This is a genomic window from Embleya hyalina (assembly GCF_003967355.1).
GTDB classification, from domain to species: domain Bacteria; phylum Actinomycetota; class Actinomycetes; order Streptomycetales; family Streptomycetaceae; genus Embleya; species Embleya hyalina.
In genome coordinates this window covers 430,276-449,626 of record NZ_BIFH01000015.1, presented here as the reverse complement: position 1 = coordinate 449,626, position 19,351 = coordinate 430,276, and the positions used below count along the sequence as shown (strand labels likewise).

Below are 19,351 nucleotides of genomic sequence, written 5' to 3'. Positions count from 1 at the left end.
TCTCATGAGCACATATGGACGCGATCGTGCGAACGGCACGACTCGGTGGATGATCACCGGAAGCGGCGGAATGCTCGGACACGACCTTGTCGCCGTGCTCTCTCGGCAACCGGACGCGGTCGTGACGGCACTTCCCCACGCCCTCCTGGACGTCTCCGACGCCGCGGCCGTGAGCGATGCCGTCGCCGGGCACGACGTGGTGGTCAACGCGGCGGCCTGGACCGATGTCGATCGTGCCGAGGACTGCGAGGAGGAGGCGACCGCGGTCAACGGCCACGGCACCCGCAACGTCGCGCTCGCCTGCCGCGAGCACGGAGCGCGACTGCTGCACATCTCCACGGACTACGTGTTCTCCGGTCACGGCACCGAGCCCTACGACGAGGACGCCCCGGCCGACCCGGTCAACGCCTACGGACGGAGCAAGGCGGTGGGCGAGGCGGCGATCGCCGAGCTGCTGCCCGACGCCGGCTATGTGGTTCGCACGGCCTGGTTGTACGGTGCTCGAGGCTCCAATTTCGTCGCGACCATGACGGATCTGGCTGCCAGGCAGGAGTTCGTGGATGTGGTCGACGACCAATGGGGCCAACCCACTTGGTCGTACGCGCTGGCCGAGCGACTGGCGCTGCTGGGGTACTCCGCGCTGGCGGGTACCGCGCCGGCGGGCCGCTATCATGGCACCGCTTCCGGCGCGGCCACCTGGTACGACCTCGCCCGGGCCGTCTTCGAGCTCTCGGGCTTGGACGCGGATCGGGTGCGTCCCGTTTCATCGGCGGCCTACGCGCGCAAGGCGCGTCGACCGGCCTATAGCATCCTCGGTCATCGGCGCTGGGAGGCCGCAGACTTGAAACCGCTCGAAGACTGGCGAACGATGCTTGCCGAGGCCCTGCGGGAGATCGGCCCGGCGCACACCCGACGATGATCGCGAGGCCGCGAGCCGGGCTGCGTTCGCTAGTATTGCCAAATCCTTACCTATGTCATCCTGGAGCGTTAGGTGCATGACGTCAGCACCGCCTGGATTGTGATTCCGGTCTTCAACGAGGACCGGGTCATCGCTCAGGTTGTCGAGGAAACCGCCGCGGTCTTCCCGAACATCGTGTGCGTGGATGATGGAAGCTCCGATAATACCGAGGAGCAGATCTACGGCTCCAAGGCCCATCTGATCAAGCATCCGATCAACCTGGGCCAGGGTGCCGCGCTGCAGACCGGCATCGCGTACGCGCTGGCACAACCCGGGATGAAATACGTGATCACCTTCGACGCGGACGGACAGCACCGTGTCGAGGATGCGATAAATATGCTGGAAATTGCCGCCGCCGGGGATCTCGACGTTGTTCTCGGTTCCCGATTCCTGAATGCGAACACCGGTATTCCGTGGATCAAGCGTGTCGTACTGCGTACGGCCGCCGCATTGAGCCCGACCTCGCGCAAACTGAAGTTGACCGACGCGCACAACGGCCTTCGGGTAATGAACCGCAAGGCTGCTTCGATGCTGCAGATCACCATGAACGGCATGGCACACGCCTCGGAGATCGTGGCCTTTCTCGCACGTTCCGGCCTGAGAATCCAGGAGGCGCCGGTGACGGTTCGATACACCGACTACTCCAAGGCCAAGGGTCAATCGCTGATCAACGGCGTAAACATCCTCTTCGATATCTCCATTCGACAGCGGGGTATGTGACCAGATGGTGATTCAGATCATTCTGCTCGCGGGAGCCATACTCCTATTGACCGTGTTCGTGCGGCAGTGGGACCGCGTGCGTACGCGCGCGTGGAAGCGCCTGGCGTTTCTGGCCTTCGTGGGCGCGAACGTGTACGCCATCGTGCGTCCGCAGGACACCACCTGGGTGGCGAAGCAGATGGGAGTGGGCCGGGGTACCGACCTCATCCTGTATCTGCTGGTCATCGGTGTCGCGTTCATAACGCTGAACACCTACATGCGTTTTCGCTCGATGGAGAAGAAGATCACCGATCTTGCCCGCACCATCGCCATTCGCGACGCCCAGGTGCTCAACCAGGACCGGATAAGTCTGCTGAACGACACGATGCGCGTCTCGTCCGCCGCCGCCCAGGCTCCGACCCCCGAGGTCGAGCACGCACACTCTCCGGGTTCCTGATACGCCATGACCATCGACATCATGCTGCCGTTCTACGGCGACGTCTTCCTGATGAAGACGGCCGTACGCAGTGTCATCGCGCAACTGGACACCGACTGGCGCCTGACGGTGGTCGACGACAGCCGGGCCGAGGGCATCGAGGAGTGGATCGACACGCTCCAGGAGCCCCGGATCCGGTACTTCCGCAACCCGGAGAACCTCGGCATCACCCGCAACTTCCAGCGTTGTGTGGACCTCGCGGAGTACGACCGCGTGGTCATCATGGGCTGCGACGACGTGATGCTGCCGAACTACCTGCACACCGTGCGGGCCGCGCTGCGCGAGTATCCCGGGGTCGGGATGGTCCAGCCCGGGGTGGAGGTGATCGACAGCGGCGGCAATCGCAGCACCTCGCTCGTCGACGTCACCAAGCGCAAGCTCTACACCCCCAAGTTCACCGGTCGCCGGGTGATGGGTGGCGAGGAGTTGGCCAACAGCGTGCTGCGCGGTAACTGGCTCTACTTCCCGTCGATCTGCTGGCGGGCCGACGCGATCAAGGCGGCCGGGTTCCGCAGCGGCCTGGAGGTGGTTCTCGACCTCGCCCTCGTGATCGACCTCCTGGAGGCCGGCGAGGACATGGTGATCGACGAGACCGTGTGCTTCCAGTACCGCCGACACGCGATCAGCGAGTCGTCGTTGCAGGCGTTCAACGGTCGACGGTTCACCGAGGAGCGCAACTACTTCCTCGACGTCGCGGACCGGATGGACGCACTGGGGTGGCACCATGCCGCGAAGACGGCGCGGTCCCACATGTCCTCGAGGTTGCACGCGCTGACGATGCTTCCGGCGGTCCTGCGCAAGGGCAACCACGTGGGGGGGCGCGTCCTGGGCCGGCACGTGTTCGGCCCGTCCAAGCGGACCTCGGACTGAGGAATCGTGACCCTGTCGGAGGAAACGGCGGCGGCCGTCCCGGTCGCCGAGCCCATACAACGGCGTCGCCGACCGCTTCGGCCGTGGATCCTGCTCGGCGCGCTCGTGCTCGCCTGGGCCGTTCCGGTGCTGTGCTACCGCACCGGAACGGCGGTGGTGCTGCCCTTCGTCTTCCTGGCGCTCCTGGCCTCGCTCCTGCGGTCCGGCCGCTCGATCCTGGATCGACTCGTTTTCGCGTTCACGCTGACCGCCGGGGCGCTGTGCGGTGTGGCCCTGCTGTTCTCGGTCTGGCCGTGGGGGCTGCACCCGGTGCCGGTGGCGGGCCTGGGGTTCACCGTCCTGCTCGGGTGCGCGGCGTTGGCGGATCGCCGTCCGGCGATTTCCGGCACGGGCGGCCTGTCGGCGCTGTTCACCGTCGGGATCGGCGCGTTCACCTCGGCCCTGGTGGTGTGGCCGTTGTTGGGCCGGGGGTTCGCCGGCCGGTTGGCGCATGTGGTCACCGCGGAGGACCTGGCCCGGCATTTCGCGATCTTCGAGGGCATCCGGTTCGGCGGCGGCTACAACTTCCTGCACCGTTCCGAGGTGGCGACGATCGTCACCAAGGACCTGGTTTCCTATCCGCAGGGCAGCCACCTCGGGCTGGCGCTGTTCGACAACTTCCTGCGCTCGACCACCGACCCCGGGCCCGCGCAGGGTGAGTTGAACCGCTTCATCTTCTACTACGCCGGTATGTACATGTTCATGATCGTCGCCGTGTTGTGGGCGATCCGCTGGGTGGCGGGCCCCCGGCTCGCGCCGTGGCGCTACCTGGCGGTGGCCGGTTCGGCGGCGGCGTACCTGTACTTCGGCGACGGCACGTCGATGTTCCTGCACGGCTTCCTCAGCGAGTTCGCCGGTCTCGGCCTGCTCGCGATCCTGGTGGCCGTCACGGTACGGCCGGTGCATCGGCTGCGTGAGCAACTGTGCCTCTCGGCCGCGCTCCTCATCGCGCTCGGATACACCTACTACCTCTTCCTGCCCGCCGGTGGACTGCTCGTGCTGGCCTGGGTGTGGCGGACCCGAGCGCGGCTGCTGCGGGCCAGACTGTGGGCGGTCGGCGCGATCACGGTCACCGCGGTGTGCTCCGCGGTGCTTCCGCTGGTCAACTGGAAGTACGCGAGCAACGCCGAGGCGATAAACGCACCCGGCGGCATCGACCCGGTCAACCGGCACCTGCTGATGTTGCTGATGTTCGTGCTCGCGTTGTGCCTGATCGGGCGGGAGACCCTGCGCAGGCCGGAGCGTGTCATGGCGGCCCTGTGGTTGCTCGTCGGGGGCGGCACGGTGGGGCTGATGTTCGTCTATCAGACGGCGCTGGTGGGCGAGACGTCCTACTACTACGAGAAACTCCTGCACCAACTGTTCGTGGTCGGACTGGTCTGCCTGGGGGCGACGAGTCTGGCCGCCCCGGATCCGGTGCCGGCGGGCGGCCGACCGGCCTTCACCAGGCCGTTGCCCGCGATGGTCGTGACCGGTTGCCTGGTCATGGCCTTCGTCTACAACTCCGGGCCGGACCGCCAGGGCGGCCATCCGCCCGCCCGCGATCGTTCCTGGGGTACCGCGTATTTCATCGGGAAGACCGACGAGCCGATTTTCGCGCAGTTGGTGACCGCCACGCTCGACGGAATGCCGAACCCGGGCGACCGGGTCAACTTCCTCCGTATGCGCGGTACTTGGGCGGGCAACTACTACAGCACGCTGTGGGTCGACGTGCTCGCGCGTAACCTCGGCACCGCCTGGGCGGTCAACCCGCTGTCGAAGGCCCCGCAGACGACCGAACTCCTCCGGACCCGAATCACGCGGGATTTCGCGGACCGCAGGATTCGGGTGGTCACCGACGACCCGAAGACCTACGACTCGATCCAGCTCATTCGGGCCGAGAATCCGGGAATCGGGCTGGAACTGTTGTTCAGCAATCCGACCCGCTGCAAACTCCGGTTCGAGTCGGTGCCCCCACCGGCGATCCTCGCGTCGCCCTACGTGCCGCCGAAGGTGCCGTTCCCGCAGAACGGTTGCGCCGGGCCGTCGACGGAGCGCCCCTGAATCGCAGGAGCGCCCCTGAATCGCACGCGTAATCATGCAACCCGGGCCGTGCGGCACACGTCTTCCCATCGGATGCCCAGCCCGTACCGGCACACGAAGAGGCGGTGCAGTACCGAATGTCAGCCGAACGGGGGCCCGCTTCGGTGATTTCCCGACGCAGGGCCCTGGCCGCCACGGGCGGAGTCCTGGCCGTCCTCGGCGGCGCCGCCGCCGTGGACTGGGCCGACGACGGGTCGACCCCGCGGCCCCGGGACGTGGCCAGGGCCTGGCCCTCGAAGGACCGGGTCCCGCAGCAGGAGCGCAGGGTGCTCAACGTGGTCGCGCACCACGACGACGACCTTCTCTTCCTGAGCCCGGACCTGCTCAGCGATCTCGAGTCCGGGGCGCACGTGCGCACCGTGTACCTGATGGCCTCGGACTACGTCGGCTACCCGAAGTACATGCGCGACCGCGAGGCCGGGGTACGGGCGGCGTACGCCTTCGCGCTCGGGCGCAAGCCGAGCGAATGGACCAGCCGGCCGTACGCGGCCGGCGGCGTGCAGGCCACGCTGTGGACGCTCGACGAGCGGGTGTCGGTACTGGAGACGCGCATCCCGGACGGCCACATGCTCACCGACCCCGGCGCCAAGCGGATGTGGGCGCTGTACGCGGACGGCGGGAGCGTGCAGACGCGGGACGGGGACACCTTTCCCGCGCAGCACATCGACCGCACCGCCATGGTCGCCTTCCTCCAGGGTGTGCGGGACGAGTTCCGTCCCACCTGCGTCAACACCCTCGACCCCACGGCCGACCTGCACGGCTCGCCGATGCCCACGGGCGGCATCCATCAGGACCACATCTCGGTGGCGCGCATGGTCATGTACGTCTTCGAGGGAACCCCGGACCTGCCGGTCTCCTACTACCGCGACTACACGATCACCAGTGAGCCGGACAACCTCTCGCCCGCGGCGACGCGGGCGAAGGCGGCGTGTTTCAAGGTCTACACCGAGTTCGATCCCGACGCGCAGCGCAGCAGGGTCTACCGGACCTGGTATCCGAAGACCTATCAGGTCGACGAGCGGTGGCGGGCCGGGCTCGTGGTGCCGTTGCCGCCGCCACTGCGGCCGGGGCCCACCGGCAACCCGTCCGACGCGCCGTTGCTCGCCCGGGAGTACCGGCTGGTCAATCCGGCCTCCGGGTTGGCCGTGGCGGCCGCCTCCGGGGCGGGCGGCGCGCTGACCCTGAAGCCGGAGTCACACGGAACCGTCTTTCGCACCCAGGCCGTTCGCTTCGGCTGGCGACTGGTGACCAAGGACGGATCCGGGTGTCTGGCCACCCCGGACCCCGCGAAGGAGCCGCAGGGGGCGCCGACGGTGTCCGAGTGCCGGCACGATCCGGCGCTGGTCTTCCGCATCCGGGCGGGTCGCGGCGGATACCTCGTCACGGTGGCCGGATCCGGCGCGGCGCTGACCGCCGACGCCCGCCTGGGCACCGTGTCCCAACAGCCCGAGGTCGGTTCCCCGGAGCAGTGCTGGCGGTTCGCGCCGGTGTGATCGACGCCCGCGCGACCCCGGATTCCCGGTCCGCGCGAATCCTTCGACCGGCTCGGCCGAACGGATGGGGAAGAGCGCGGATGTCCGTCGTGACATGGTTAAGGTGGTACGCGACCTTCCCGCGGCCCCCGGCACCGGACGGTCGTGGTCGAGTTCGCGGGTGAGGGGTCGCAGGCACAGGGGAGGTCGATCTCATGGTGATCCAGATTTTCCTGCTGCTGTGCGCGGCGGGGCTGCTGACGACCTTCGTCCTGCAATGGGACCGGGTCCGCACCCGGGCCTGGAAGCGCATAGCCTTCCTGCTCTTCGTCGGCACCAACGTCTACGCGGTGCTGCGGCCGAACGACATAACGTGGATGGCGAACCGGGTCGGGGTGGGCCGGGGCACCGACCTGATCATCTATCTCCTGGTCGTCGGCGTCGCGTTCATGACGCTGAACACCTATCTGCGATTTCGGTCCCTGGAGCGCAAGCTCACCGAGTTGGCCCGCAACGTGGCGCTGCGCGACGCGAGGGAACTGAACGCGGGTCGGGTGGGACTGCCGGCGATCGACCTGCGCACCGCACGTCGTCCCGGGACTCGCTGAGCGATTGACGAACACCGCCCACCCGGGGTTCCCGGGTGGGCGGTGCGGTCGTCGCGGTCGCTCACTTCTTGTCGGTGAGCATCTTCCGCCACTGGGGGTCGAGCGAGACGCACTTGCCCTTCGGCGCGTACTTGGGGCACTTGCCGTTGACCTTCTCCAGGGTCTGCGAGATGTAGGTCAACTTCCGATACGTGTTCTCGTCGGAGGGCATGTACCGGTCGGAGATGGACGAGGCCATCGTGCCGAACAGCAACATCAGGGTGACCATCGCGCCGATGACCGCGGACTTCGAGCCGGGCAGCGCGCGTGCGGTGCCGTCCGTGAAGCGGGCGGACACATCCGACCACAGGGTTCGGATGCGGGCCTGGAACAGGTAGATGGCCAGCGCGGTCAACACGAACGACGTGTACACGAGTTGATTGCCGGTGCGCGGCCACAACTGCACGGACTCGGTGACGAACATCTTCGACGCGAACCACATGCGCATCAGCCAGGCGCTGCCGAAGAAGCAGACGAAGGTGATCACTATCGGCTTGCGGAAGCCCAGCCAGAGGGCGAGCCCGAGCCCCAGGAACACCAGGATCGTCCAGACGCCCACGCCGCCGAGTTCACCGGGCGGCGGCCACAGGGTCACCGGGCCGGGCATGTCGGTGCGCCACAGCTGGAAGAAGGCCGGGTCGACGTACGCGTCGAAGCCGTACGCCTGGTCCTTGGTTCCGGCTCCCCTCAGCAGGTCGACCAGGTAGAACCCGCACACGGCGAGGAAGATCGCGCCGGTCGCGCCGACGAAGATCAGTCCCTTGCGCAGGGCCGTACGCCACGGGAACAGGATCCCCACCGCGGCCACCGTGCCCAGGGCCGAGAAGACGAACCAGCCGGAGTAGGTGAGGAAGATCAGACCGAAGGTCACGCCGAACGCCGCGGACAGGATCAGGATCTGTCGATACGAGGCGTCGCCGATGCGATGCAGCCACTGGAGGCACTTGGCCAGGATCGGCAGCAGGATCAGCAACGTGGTCTGACCGTACGGCTTGAAGGTGTCCATCAGGCTGAGCGCCGGGAGCACGCCGACCGCGAGGGCCCACACCGGCGACAGGTGCAGCCGCCAGGCCAGGTAGGTCAGGGGCCCGGTCGCCGCGCCGCCGATGATCTGCAGGTCCTTGAACGCGTACAGCGTGTTCCCGTCGTGGAACAGGTCCGCCCAGAGCGCGATGGTGCGGGGCGGTAGCGGCGGGTACACGGATCCGGCCTTGTTGACCGGCAGGCCGTGCTGCATGCTGTGCGCCCAGGTGGCCAGGGAGCCGGCGTCGCCGTAGGTGCCGGAGATCGGCCAGGGAGTGCCCAGGAGCGCGATGACCGTCCCGCCGGCCACGAATCCGCTCGCGAGCCCGGCCACCGACGCCGCCGAGAGTCGCGTGACGACCTTGTAGTACCGCCCCGAGGCCACCCGCTGGGACACGATGATCGCGACGATCAGCAGGATGCCCAGCGCGGTGAACCGGAACTGCAGCGCGGCGAGGCCGCTGACCGCGCCGGTGCGCTTGACCGGGTTGACGTTCAGTCCGCGCACCAGGAACGGCAGGATCAGGCAACTGACGAAGGCGACGAACGCCTCGGCCGTGATCAGCAACCAGCGTTTGCGTTCCCACCAACCCTGCCAGGGCGTGACGCGGGCGACCGACCGCGGCTCTGAGTACGGAGGCGCCGTGACGGCGGTGTTCAAGGTCTTCTCCTCAGAGGGATGTGGTCATCGGGAGTACGGTCGAGGCGGTATGTGGTGCGCCGCGAACGCACGGAGCCGGCGCCGTCGCTTCCACTGTCGGAATGACGGTACCGGCACCGCGCGTGAAGGGGTTCTCAGGCTGCCCGGACGGCGTTCTCCGGGATTTCCGGCAGCTTCTCCAACCGGGAGGCCAGCCATACGTAGGCTCCGATGACGGTGATACCGATCAGCGCGAGGAGGATCGGCAACACCGAACCCAGCGGCGGATGCCACGCGCCCGCGAAGGCGTTGAGGCGGACCCGGTAGGGGGTCTGCTTGGCACCCTGTTGCCAGCGGATCATCGTGAACCACAGGAAGACGAAGTGCAGGGGCAGGAGGACGATGAGCAGGAACCTGGTCATCGTGATCTCGCGGGCCCGGCCGAACAGGTTGTCGCGGGAGATCACGAACGCGGCCAGCAACGGGATGCCCACCGCCACGGGCAGCATGTAGCGACCCTGGGAGATGAAACCGTACGTCTCGACGTTCCAGGCGTCGGAGAGCGTCGGGAACATGAAGACCACGAAGATCAGCGCGAACAACCGCCAGCGATCCACCCAGGGCGCCATCACGAACGCGGTGAACACGAGCATCCCGAAGGACATGAACCACAGGGTGTAGGCGGGGACGGGCGGGCGGGCGTCGAGCCACGACATCACGCCGACCATCTCGTCGATGTACTTGCCCCAGCGACCGACGACCTCGAATGCCGCCGCCTGCTTGAAGCTGATCCCGGCGCCGCCCGCGTCCTCGCCGGCCTCGCCGGCCTTCATGATCACGGTCCAGGCGACGGCGGAGATGGTGGCCACGGTCAGGACGATCGCGGTGACCCGTGCCGCGACCGACTTGAGCAGTGTCATGAACAGATCACGCGAGTTCGGGACCAGGAGCACGCCGATGATGGTCAGCGCCCACAGCGGCCCCGCGGCGCGCACGCTGACCAGGATCGAACCGGAGACGGCCGCGAGCACGAGTGGTGCCTTGGGTGGTCGTCGTCCGGGTGTGTGTTCCAGACAGACCGGGATCAACGCGGCGAACAGCGCGGTGCCTGCGGCGATTTCCAGCGCGTTCGGATTGATCGAGCCGGACAGGTGCATGGTGATCGGCGTCGTTGCGACGACCAGCCCCGCCAGCATGAATCGATGGCGCGTCCAATAGGTCAGCGCGTACGCGGCGGACGCCAACATGGCCGCGACCATCGCCGCGCTGATCAGGCGGGCGATTTCGATGCCCGTCCAGTTCGGCGCGAACCTGATGGGCAAACCGATGAAAGCGTAGTAGATCGGGTTGTAGCGCCCGGCCCGGGTCGGTGTCGGATGGACGGTGTTGTCGCCACCCGGTTCCTTGGAACACGCGGCGCTCCGCCCGGTTTCGAACGCCCAGCAGTTCTCCCGCCACAATCCGGCCGCGGCGCTTTGGTTGGACCCCGTGAACTTCCCGTTGACCGTCAGTTCGGGCGCGATCTCGCCGTAGGCGACACCGGAAGCGCGGATGATGTGCTGAAGCTCGTCCGGCGCCCCGTCATATGGAGTGGCGAGTGCCCAGCCCGCACCGAGTAGAAAGAAGCCGAGGAAAGCTGTCAGCCATCGACGCAGCCACCGGGGCGCGTGGAAGCGGCTTGTTCTCGTGCGCGCTTCCGGAGCGGTCATCTCGGGGGCCTTGAGGCTTGGAATTCCTGGGGTCACGGGTACGCACAATACAGTGAGTCCAGAGGGATGCTCGGTGCGCGGTACTGCACGCCTCGCCGAGGGCACTCATCCGGCTTCATCCTTCGGACGGCGCGGGACATGTCGCCCTTGGTCACGCGACGTGGCGCCCTCGCCACCGATCCGTCGGCGGGCTCCGCCCGTTCCGCGCAACCGCCGGATGTGAACACCGGGTTAATCGACGCCCACGATCCGGGCGAGGCGCCGCGGTGTCGGCCCGGGCTATTCGTCGACGTTTCGGGAGAGCTGATTTTCGGCGCGCCGAATCCATTCGAGTACTTATACCGGGAGCGATGGCCAACGATATCGATGGCCGCGCTCACGGGGATTATCCCGGGGTGTCGTCCGGTCGGTAAGGACGCCGTTCCGGTGGGTCGGGACGGAGAATCCGAGGGAACGTCGACTTGTACCTTCCGGACGGCCGACCCGCCGATCGGGCCCGGGGCGGGTTTCGGGCGGACGCGCATCGATCTCGGCAATCACCGCCCACCGGCACCGGATTTGAGGGCGGCGCAGGCCCGTGGGATATGCTGCGGGACGATCCTCCGTCGTATCTCGGACCCGGATGGCACCCCGGGTGTATTCGACGTGAACACGATCCGACCAGTGCCCGAGCACCGGATTTCCGAATCGAGGAGCCGTGCCCGTCTCAGCGAAGCCGAAGGCGCCCGTGCGCATGACGAATGCCCCGACCGCCTCCCGTCCCGGCCGCCGCCCGGCCGTCCTGCTCGTGGTGGCGGTCGCCCTCTCCTGGCTGCTGACGCTCGCCGCCTACTTCGCGCACGCCGCGGTGATCCTGCCGTTCGTCTTCCTGTTCGGCGTGGTTTCCCTGTTGCGATGTGGGACCACGTTGATGGACCGGCTGGTTCCCGCTCTCGTGGTGATCTTCGGCGCGGTGTGCATCGGCGGGCTGGTCTTCTCCGTCTGGCCCTGGGGATTGCACCCGGTCGCCGTGGGCGGGGTCGGCCTCAGCCTGCTGTGCGCCGTCGCCGTGCTCACGGGACGTCGGCCCGAAATGCCCGCTTTCGGCACGACGTCCGATCTGTTCCTCGCCGGCTTCACCACGATCGCCGCCCTGGCCGTGGTGGAACCGTTCGTCGGACGCGACGCGACGGGGCGCTTGTCCCTGCTGGTCGTCGCGGAGGACCTGGCCAGGCACTTCGCCCTGTACGACAGCATTCGCGAGGTGGGCGGCTACACGTTCCTGCACCACTCGGAACTCGGGGTCATGCTCCCCGACGAACTGACCGCCTACCCCCAGGGCAGCCACCTGGCGATGGGGCTCTTCGACAACTTCCTGCGCTCCGGCACGGGCATGGGGTCGGCGCAGAGCGGATTCGACCATTTCGTCGTCTATTACATCGCGACGTTCGTCTTCATGATCTTCGCGGTGTTGTGGTCGATTCGCTGGATCGCGGGCCCGCGGCTGTCCGTTTGGCGCTACCTCGCGGTGGGCTCCGGGGTGGCCGCCTACCTTTACTTCGGCGACGGCACGGCGATGTTCGTCCGGGGTTTCTCCAGCGAGTTCATCGGCCTCGGTTTGCTGGCCATTACCGGCGCGATTACCGCCCGCCCGTTTCCGCGACTGCGCGAACAGGTGTGCATGCTGTCCGCGCTCGTGATCTCGGTGTCCTTCGTCTACTACCTGCTGTTGCCCCTGGCGGGCGTGATGGTGCTGATCTGGCTCGTCCTGCACCGCGAGGAACTGCGGAAGCAGTGGCTCTGGACGGCGATCGCCACGGTGTTCACCTTCGCGTTGAGCCTGGTGGTGCCGTTGGCGAACTGGAAGTACACCAGCGACGCGGAGACGCTCAACTCCGGCGGCGGGATCAGCCCGGTCAACCGGCATCTGCTGACCCTGCTGCTGTTCGTCGTCGGATTCGCCTTCGCCAACCGGGCCGCGTGGCGTGACCCGGTGCGCCGGGTCGCGGGTCTGTGGACCGTAGCCGCGGCGGCCGCGGTGGTGCTGATGTTCCTGTACCAGACGGCGATGGTGGGGGAGACCTCCTACTACTACGAGAAGTTGCTGCACCAGTTGATCGTGGTCGCCCTGATCGCGCTCGGCGGGACCACGCTCGTGGCCCCCGCCCCGAGTGAACCGGTCGAGGGCGCGCCGGTTCGCGTTCCGCACGCGGTCACCCCGATCTCGGCCGTCGTGTTGTCCCTCGCGCTGGTCGCCGGCATCGCGGCGAACGCCAACCCCGACCGCGAGGTCTGGCGCAAACCGAGCAGGGACCTGAGTTGGGGGGTCGCCTTCTTCGCCCGACGCTTCGAGGAACTCAAGCTCGCGAAGGCCGTCACGGCGACGATGCGGGCCAAGCCGGCGGACGACAGGGTCAACTTCCTGCAGTTCAAGGACAACTGGCAGGCCAACTACTTCTCCACGCTCTGGGTCGACGCGCTCTCGCGCAACCTCGGCCTGGCCTGGCCGAAGAAGCCGCCGTACGGCTCGCACAACCAGGAGAGCCCGAAGGAACTGACCGCGCGGATCCTGAAGTACAAGGACGTCCCGATCCGGGTGATCACCAACGACCCCGAGACCCTGAACACCGTTCAGCGGCTGCGCACCGAGCGCCCGGAGTTGCGCCTGGAAGTCCTGTTCACCAACCCCAGCCTGTGCGTCTACGACCTCCGACCGCAGCCGGTGCTCCCGCCCGGTGCCAAGCCCGCGCCGATCCCGACGATCCCCTACCCCCAGAACGGCTGCAAGTCGCCGGCCAAGGGAGCGAAGAAGTGAGTCCGCGGAGCGCGCGGGTCGACGACGGTGTCGGGCCCGGGTCGGACGCCGGATCGGTCGGCGTGGTGGTGATCGTGTACAACGACGCCGACCGACTCGCCGACGCCGTGCGTTCGGCGCTCGCCCAGGGCGCGATCGTCGGCGAGGTCGTGGTCGTGGACGACGCCTCGACCGACGACACCCCGGCCGTCTGCGCGCGGCTGGCGGCCGAGGATCCGCGCGTGCGGGTCGTGCGCCGCGCGGACAACAGCGGTGGGTGCGGCACCCCGCGCAACGACGGGATGGCGGCCGCGCGCGCGGCTCGGATCGTCTTCCTGGACAGCGACGACGTGTTCCCGCCCGGCGCGGTCGACGCGCTGGCCGCCGCGGCCGATCGGCACGACGCCCACGTGGTCGCCGGCCTGTGTGTGCGGCGGGAGTTGCCGCGCACGCGCGATGTGCCGTGGCAGCCGCACCTGTTCACCGCCGAGGTCGGCTACACGAATGTGGCCGAGCGGCCCGAGACGGTGTGGGACACCCTGTCCGTCAACAAGCTCTACGACCGGGCGTTCCTGCTCGGGCACGACATCCGCTTCCCCGACGGCGCCGGGCACTACGAGGACTTCGTGTTCACCGCCCGGGTGTACGCGGCCGGCCCGCGCTTCGCGGTGATCCCCGATCACGTCTACACCTGGCACGTGCGTCGCGAGGCCGGCGATCCGTCGATCTCGCTGCGTCGGGACCGGATCGGCAACTGGCTGGATCGCCTCGACGCGCACCGACAGGTCGTGGACATCCTCACCGAGGCGGACGAGCCCGCGCTGCGGGCGGCGGCGCAGACCAAGTTCGTCGAGCACGACCTGCGGCTCTACCTGCGCGACCTGCACAAGCGCCCGGCCGAGTACCGGGATCCGTGGTGGCACGCGGCCCGCGGGCACCTGGCGGGCCTGGACGCCGACGCGGTACGGGCCGCGTTCCCGGCCGCGCGCTGGGCCGCCGCCGTGCTCGCCGCCCGGCCGGAGCCGACCGACCTGGCGCGGTTGGCCGAACTGGCCGCCGAGCCGCCGCGGTTGATCGGTCCGTACGCCACTCGCGAGGGGGTCGCGGTGTGGGACGACGCGGCGCCCGAGGTGTGGCTGACGGGCCTCGCGGACCTCGCGCCGGCCGAACTGCCGGTGGTGGTCGAGGCGGATGTGCTCGGCCCGCGCGGCAACGTCCTGGACCTCACCGTGCACGACCTCCACGGGCGGTTGGCCGAGGTCGAACCGAGCCGGATCGACGTGGAGTTGCGCGATCGCCACGGTGACGAGGTCCGGGTCCTCGGCGTCCGGGAGGGCCGGCTGCGCGCGGTGCCCGGCGCCGGCGCGTGGACCGGCCGGGTCACGGTCGAGGCGCTGCACGTGGCGGGCCTGGAGCCGTTCGCGGTCTGGGACGTGTGGGTCCGGGTGCATCACGCGGCCGGCGCGCCGATCGTCACCAAGGTGCGCGCCGGGCGGGGCCTGGGCCGGCGGATGCGGCCCGATCTGCGCAACGGACTCGCGTTCGTGCAGTTCCACGCGACCGCGAGCCGGTCGTTGGCGATCCGCTACGCCGGCGGCGGTGCGGGCATCCGCGAGGTCCTGGGCGCCCGACTGCGCCGCCGGCGAGGGTGATCCCGGGCCGGACGCGCGCTAGCGGTAGACGTATCCGAAGATCTGTTCCCAGCGCTCCAGGACCGCCTCCGGCGCGAACCGGGTGACGTCCTCGAGGCCCTGTTCGCCGAGCCGGTCGCGCAACGCCCGGTCGGTGATCAGCCGCTCCAACGCGACGGTGAACTCCCGGGTGTTGCCGCGCGGCACCAGCAGGCCGTTCCGCTCGTGCGCGACGATCTCGCGGACGCCGGGCGCGCAGTCGAACGCGACGCTGGGCACGCCCATGGCCATCGCCTCCATCAGCGAGATCGGAAAGCCCTCGGCGCGCGAGGGCGCCGCAAACACCGAGGCCTCGCGCAACGCGCCCTCGACGTCGGCGGTGCGGCCCGCGAACTCGACGCCGTCGGTCAACCCCAGCGTGCTCGCCCGGGCGCGCAACCGCGCCTCCTCGGGCCCCGAGCCGTACAGCCGCAGTCGCCAGTCGGGCCGGCGCCGCGCCACGTCGACCCACGCCTCCAGGAGCAGGTCGTATCCCTTCTCGAAGGAGAGCCGGCCCAGCGCGACCACCAGCGGAGCGGTCCGCTCCGAGGTCGTCTCGGGCGTGATCGGCAGCGGGTTCGGCAGCACGTCGACGTTGTTGAGCCCGTCCCGACTCCACGCGTCCGCGTCCTCGACCGTCAGCAGCAGCAGCCGGTCGACGTCGGCGAACCAGCGGCGCACCCGGCGGGCCCGCGAGGAGTTCGCCGACGCCTCGAACGACTCGTGGCTCATCCCGATCACCCGCAACCCGGAGGTGTCGGCCGCGGCGACCCACTCCATCGCCCACACCTGCGGGACGATCACGATCGCCCCGGGCCGGGCCGCGCGGAACAGCGCGGTGAGCCGGTCGGCCGCCTGCCGCACCGACGCCTTGCGCAGCGCCTCCCGACGCCGGGCGACCACGTCGAGCCGATCGCGGACCGTGCGCGGGCCCCAGGCCGACGGCGGATGCACCCGGTGCAGGACGCTCGTGCGGTACGGCAGGTCGCGGCCGTAGTCGTGCACGCTCTCAGGGTGCACGACACCGATCAGGTGCACCGCGTGGCCGCTCGCCTCCAGCATCCCCGCGGTGTGGTGCGCCCAGCGCTGGAGCCCGCCGAGTTCCTCGATGTTGTTGCAGACGATGAAGATGTCGCGCGGTGTGCGCGTCACGATGGTCCCGCTCACTGCGCGCCCCCCGTCGGGAAGAAGCGTTCGACGATCTGCCTGGCCGCGGTGCCCCGGTCGTACTCGCCGTAGGACTTCACGAACGCCCGGCGCAGGTCCGCGTAGTGCCCGTGTTCGGCGCCCGACTCGCGCACCGCGGCGAACAACGCGTCCTGATCCGCGGCCAGCGGACCGGGCGCCCGGTCGGCCAACTCGAAGTAGGCCCCGCGCGACTGCCGCGTGTAGGCCTCGTAGTCGTAGGTGTAGAACACCATCGGCCGGTCCAGGAGCGCGTAGTCGAACATCAGCGACGAGTAGTCGGTGATCAACACGTCGGCCAGCCGCAGCAGCGGTGTGACGTCGTGCGTGGCGGACGCGTCGCGCACGTCCTTCGCCAGCGACGGCGGCAGGTCCACGGCGTCGAGGTAGTGCGTGCGCACGAGCAGCACGAACTCCTCGCCCAACTCCCGCACCCAGCGCTCGAGATCGAACGGCATCTCGAACTCCTCGTCCTCCTCGCGAGGCCGGAACGTCGGTGCGTACAACACGATCCGGCGCGGATCGCCGACCAGGCCCAACTCGGCCCGCAACGCCTCCACGTCGGCCGTCGGCGCGTCCGCGTCGGCCAGCGCGTCGTTGCGCGGATAGCCGGTGCGCAGCGGCTCGGCCCGCAGCCGGTAGGCGGCCATCAGCGTCTCCACGTCGTGCTCGGACCGGACCACGAAGTAGTCGAAGCGGTCCACCCCCTTTTGCAGCCGGGCCTGCGCGGCCGCGTCGGACTGCTTGACCGAGGGCATGTCGAAGCCCATGCGCTTGAGCGCGGAGCCGTGCCAGGTCTGGATGTAGGTGGTGCCGGGGTTCTTCACCGCGTCGCCGAGCACACCCTGGTTGTCGATCCAGAACTCGGCCTGGGCGAGCGCCTTGTAGTGCGCCCACGAGCCGCGCTTGACCAGGGTGGCGTCCTTGGGGAAGCCCGCCCGGCTCTCCGCGTACACCCACACCGCCTCGAACCGGGCCCCGGAGCGCCGCAGTTCCTCGTGGATGTAGCGCGGGTTGTCGCTGTACTGGAGGCCGAGGTGGCTTTCGAAGACGACCAGGCCCTTGCGTACCGGCAGCTTGGCCAGCGCGGTCCGCGCCAGCCGGAACGCCTCCCGCTTGCGGGCGCCCGTACGGGTTATCTGTTTGCGGGCGGTCGAGACCAGCTTGTGGCCGAAGGCGCTGTCGGCCGTGCGCAGCACCAGTTCGCGGCCCTTGCGGGCGATCGTCCCCTCGTGCGTGACGGTGAAGGACAGATGGCCCTTGTCCGTGATGAACGGGAGCACGTGGTCACCGACCGCCTTGCCCAACCGGGGCCGGATCGGGATCGAACGGGCGTCCTCCGGCAGCGAGGTGGCGAAGAGGCGACTGGTGCTGACCACGCCGTCGACGGTCAGGTCCATCCAGACGTCCCACACCGGGTCGAGTACGCCGACCGGATGCAGCGTGCGGGTGAGGTCGACGGTGGTTTCCCAGGCCAGGCCCTCGGGGGTGTGCCGGATCGAGTCCACCGGCACGTGCACCGCGGTCATCGCCAGCTTCTTGCGCCGGGAACGGAACTCCAGGCGCGCCGAGAGCCGCGCGGTCGGCTCGATGCGGTCGAGCGGATTGACGATCAGACCGGCGAGGCGCACCGAACCGCCGGTGGACGAGTAGTGCACGAGGTCGTTGCCGAGCCAGACCTGGTCCAGCGGCTTCGCCCAGGTCACCAGGTCGGTGACGTCCAGGATCGCGCGGCCGAGTTCGTCGTCCAGGTGCTCCGCGCACCAGTAGACCCGGCCGTCCTGTCGGTGCAGCGGCGCCGCCACCTTGCTGCGGTTCAACACGAGGTCGATCGCGGTCAGCAGGTTCGGCCAGTCGTCGCGCAGCACCAGATAGGCGGCGAGCGCCGGGATGTGCTTGGCCTCGCGGAAGGCCCGAGGGTCGAGCGTGGCCAGGTATTCCTGGGCCAACGGGATGAACTCGCGGCGGAATTCCTCGGTTTGGAACGGCAGGCCCCACAGGTAGAGGACCAGGTCGTGCTGGAGGAACTTGACGTCCTTCAGCAGCTTCAGCGACCGCAGTTCCTCGGTCTGCAACTCCTCGTCGATCCGGCGGTGGATCGCGAGCCGATCGGTGAAGTTGCGCAACTCCCCGCGTCGGTTGGAGATCGACCGCACCTTCGCGTCCTTGACCACCCGCCACTGGTAGACGGTGTTCGGGATCAGGGTGATCCGGTTCGCCCCCAGGTAGGCGCGCGCCGAGAACAGCAGGTCCTCGTAGTGCAGGCCCTCGGGGAACCGCAGTTCGTGGTCGTTCAGGAAGGTCCGGCGGTAGCACTTGTTCGTCGACAACGTGTCGTAGAGCAGCTCCGGACGCTCGCTCGCCGACTCCAGGACCGCGCGCTCCGCGTAGAGCTCGGGATACCACGGGGTGATCTTGCCGTTGCGGCCCTCGTGCAGGCGCACACACAGCCCGGAGATCAGGTCCGCCCCGGTCTCCTCGGCGGCCACCAGCATGTTCTTGCACGCGTGCCGGTCGAGGGTGTCGTCGCTGTCGAGGAACATCACGAACGTGCCGAGGGCCCGGTCGATGCCCTCGTTGCGGGGCCGGCTGCACCCGCCGCTGTTGTGCTCCAGCCGAATCGCGCGCACCTTGCCCGGATGTTCGGCCGCGAACCGCTCCGCCACCGCGAAACTGTCGTCGGTGCTGGCGTCGTCGACGATCAGGATCTCGAGGTTGTCCAGGGTCTGCCGCAGGACCGAGTCCACCGCGCGGGGCAGTCGCGTCGCGTCGTTGTAGACGATCACGATCACGCTCACGTCGGGTGCGCGGGACACACTCATGCGACCACCTCCGTGGGCGGGACTCGAGAACGGTGCCTCGAGCTTAGCCAGGGGGCGGATCGGCGGGCCAATTCCCGCCGGATACGGGCGTCCGGCGACCGTCGGGAGCATACGGACGCGAAACGGGCGGTCGGCGGTTCCGCGGGCCCGGGTTCGCGAGCCGGGTCGGAAACGATCCCCGTCGCAGGTGGCGGACGACGCCGGGTGATCCGTTAACCTGTCTCGTTGTTTCGGGGAATCCCCCATACCCTCCGTCGGATCGGCTC

13 protein-coding genes are annotated in these 19,351 nt (G+C 68.7%); 9 read left to right on the top strand and 4 right to left on the bottom strand.

The window, feature by feature from the left end:
* Positions 1 to 49 precede the first annotated feature (49 nt).
* The 7 genes from rfbD (at position 50) to EMA17_RS09640 (ending at position 7,224) form a co-directional block, all read left to right on the top strand.
* Positions 50 to 919 (top strand): dTDP-4-dehydrorhamnose reductase, encoded by an 870-nt coding sequence (gene rfbD, locus EMA17_RS09670; RefSeq protein ID WP_246126555.1) that lies wholly within the window; start codon positions 50 to 52, stop codon positions 917 to 919.
* Positions 920 to 991: 72 nt separating this feature from the next.
* Positions 992 to 1,678, top strand: coding sequence for a glycosyltransferase family 2 protein (locus EMA17_RS09665; RefSeq protein WP_126636487.1), 687 nt, complete (start codon positions 992 to 994; stop codon positions 1,676 to 1,678).
* Positions 1,679 to 1,682: 4 nt separating this feature from the next.
* Complete coding sequence (locus EMA17_RS09660) at positions 1,683 to 2,114, top strand: DUF2304 domain-containing protein (RefSeq protein ID WP_126636486.1); 432 nt, start codon at positions 1,683 to 1,685, stop codon at positions 2,112 to 2,114.
* 6 nt (positions 2,115 to 2,120) lie between these two features.
* Positions 2,121 to 3,023, top strand: a complete 903-nt coding sequence (locus EMA17_RS09655) for a glycosyltransferase family 2 protein (RefSeq protein ID WP_126636485.1) — start codon at positions 2,121 to 2,123, stop codon at positions 3,021 to 3,023.
* A gap of 6 nt (positions 3,024 to 3,029) precedes the next feature.
* Positions 3,030 to 5,105 carry a hypothetical protein gene (locus EMA17_RS09650; protein ID WP_126636484.1) on the top strand — a complete coding sequence of 692 codons (2,076 nt, stop codon included), beginning with the start codon at positions 3,030 to 3,032 and terminating at the stop codon, positions 5,103 to 5,105.
* A 116-nt stretch (positions 5,106 to 5,221) separates the two neighbouring features.
* On the top strand, positions 5,222 to 6,637 hold the full coding sequence (locus EMA17_RS09645) for a PIG-L family deacetylase (RefSeq protein WP_126636483.1): 1,416 nt from the start codon (positions 5,222 to 5,224) through the stop codon (positions 6,635 to 6,637).
* Positions 6,638 to 6,831: 194 nt separating this feature from the next.
* Complete coding sequence (locus tag EMA17_RS09640; RefSeq protein ID WP_126636482.1) at positions 6,832 to 7,224, top strand: DUF2304 domain-containing protein; 393 nt, start codon at positions 6,832 to 6,834, stop codon at positions 7,222 to 7,224.
* Between the two features lie 61 nt (positions 7,225 to 7,285).
* Here the strand turns inward: EMA17_RS09640 and EMA17_RS09635 are convergent, their stop codons facing one another.
* Positions 7,286 to 8,947 (bottom strand): hypothetical protein, encoded by a 1,662-nt coding sequence (locus EMA17_RS09635; RefSeq protein WP_126636481.1) that lies wholly within the window; start codon positions 8,945 to 8,947, stop codon positions 7,286 to 7,288.
* A gap of 134 nt (positions 8,948 to 9,081) precedes the next feature.
* Positions 9,082 to 10,635 (bottom strand): DUF2142 domain-containing protein, encoded by a 1,554-nt coding sequence (locus EMA17_RS09630; RefSeq protein WP_126636480.1) that lies wholly within the window; start codon positions 10,633 to 10,635, stop codon positions 9,082 to 9,084.
* Positions 10,636 to 11,368: 733 nt separating this feature from the next.
* On the opposite strand from EMA17_RS09630, the gene EMA17_RS09625 reads away from it, so the two are divergent.
* Both EMA17_RS09625 and EMA17_RS09620 read left to right on the top strand, forming a co-directional pair.
* Positions 11,369 to 13,429 (top strand): hypothetical protein, encoded by a 2,061-nt coding sequence (locus EMA17_RS09625; protein ID WP_126636479.1) that lies wholly within the window; start codon positions 11,369 to 11,371, stop codon positions 13,427 to 13,429.
* Positions 13,426 to 15,060, top strand: coding sequence for a glycosyltransferase family 2 protein (locus tag EMA17_RS09620; RefSeq protein WP_126636478.1), 1,635 nt, complete (start codon positions 13,426 to 13,428; stop codon positions 15,058 to 15,060). The genes EMA17_RS09625 and EMA17_RS09620 overlap by 4 nt, the downstream gene beginning before the upstream one ends.
* A gap of 18 nt (positions 15,061 to 15,078) precedes the next feature.
* Here the strand turns inward: EMA17_RS09620 and EMA17_RS09615 are convergent, their stop codons facing one another.
* Positions 15,079 to 16,245, bottom strand: a complete 1,167-nt coding sequence (locus EMA17_RS09615) for a glycosyltransferase (protein WP_246126554.1) — start codon at positions 16,243 to 16,245, stop codon at positions 15,079 to 15,081.
* A complete protein-coding gene (locus tag EMA17_RS09610; protein ID WP_126636477.1) occupies positions 16,242 to 19,085 on the bottom strand; it encodes a bifunctional glycosyltransferase/CDP-glycerol:glycerophosphate glycerophosphotransferase in 2,844 nt (947 codons plus the stop codon). Before EMA17_RS09610 ends, EMA17_RS09615 begins: the two co-directional genes overlap by 4 nt.
* Positions 19,086 to 19,351 lie beyond the last annotated feature (266 nt).

Coding starts and splice junctions, on each gene's coding strand:
- EMA17_RS09655 (WP_126636485.1), top strand. CDS start 2,121: ATGACCATCGACATCATGCTGCCGTTCTACGGCGACGTCTTCCTGATG.
- EMA17_RS09630 (WP_126636480.1), bottom strand. CDS start 10,635: ATGACCGCTCCGGAAGCGCGCACGAGAACAAGCCGCTTCCACGCGCCC.
- EMA17_RS09625 (WP_126636479.1), top strand. CDS start 11,369: ATGACGAATGCCCCGACCGCCTCCCGTCCCGGCCGCCGCCCGGCCGTC.
- rfbD (WP_246126555.1), top strand. CDS start 50: ATGATCACCGGAAGCGGCGGAATGCTCGGACACGACCTTGTCGCCGTG.
- EMA17_RS09660 (WP_126636486.1), top strand. CDS start 1,683: ATGGTGATTCAGATCATTCTGCTCGCGGGAGCCATACTCCTATTGACC.
- EMA17_RS09610 (WP_126636477.1), bottom strand. CDS start 19,085: ATGAGTGTGTCCCGCGCACCCGACGTGAGCGTGATCGTGATCGTCTAC.
- EMA17_RS09640 (WP_126636482.1), top strand. CDS start 6,832: ATGGTGATCCAGATTTTCCTGCTGCTGTGCGCGGCGGGGCTGCTGACG.
- EMA17_RS09645 (WP_126636483.1), top strand. CDS start 5,222: ATGTCAGCCGAACGGGGGCCCGCTTCGGTGATTTCCCGACGCAGGGCC.